Below are 331 nucleotides of genomic sequence, written 5' to 3'. Positions count from 1 at the left end.
GCCGGACAAAGCCCGAAGACTAGGCTACCGTGCTAAACAAGGTTATGTTGTATTCAGAATCCGTGTGCGACGTGGTGGCCGCAAGCGTCCAGTTGCTAAGGGTGCCACTTATGGCAAGCCCAAGAGCCATGGTGTCAACCAGTTGAAGCCCACGCGCAACCTTCAATCCATTGCTGAGGAACGTGTTGGCCGTCGTTGCGGTGGTCTCCGTGTGTTGAGCTCTTACTGGGTTGCACAAGATTCTTCATACAAGTATTTCGAGGTTATCCTCGTGGACCCGTCACACAAGGCCATTCGTCGCGATCCTAAGATCAACTGGATCGTGAATGCT

General features: G+C 52.9%; 1 protein-coding gene. It reads left to right on the top strand.

The window, feature by feature from the left end; translation table 11 throughout:
* Window positions 1-331: eL15 family ribosomal protein (locus tag F0U44_RS24535; RefSeq protein ID WP_223163843.1), on the top strand; the 331-nt coding region annotated here is incomplete at both ends.

Source organism: Nocardioides humilatus, from assembly GCF_008373755.1.
Taxonomy (GTDB): Bacteria; Actinomycetota; Actinomycetes; order Propionibacteriales; family Nocardioidaceae; genus Nocardioides; species Nocardioides humilatus.
This window is presented reverse-complemented; position numbering and strand designations above follow the sequence as displayed.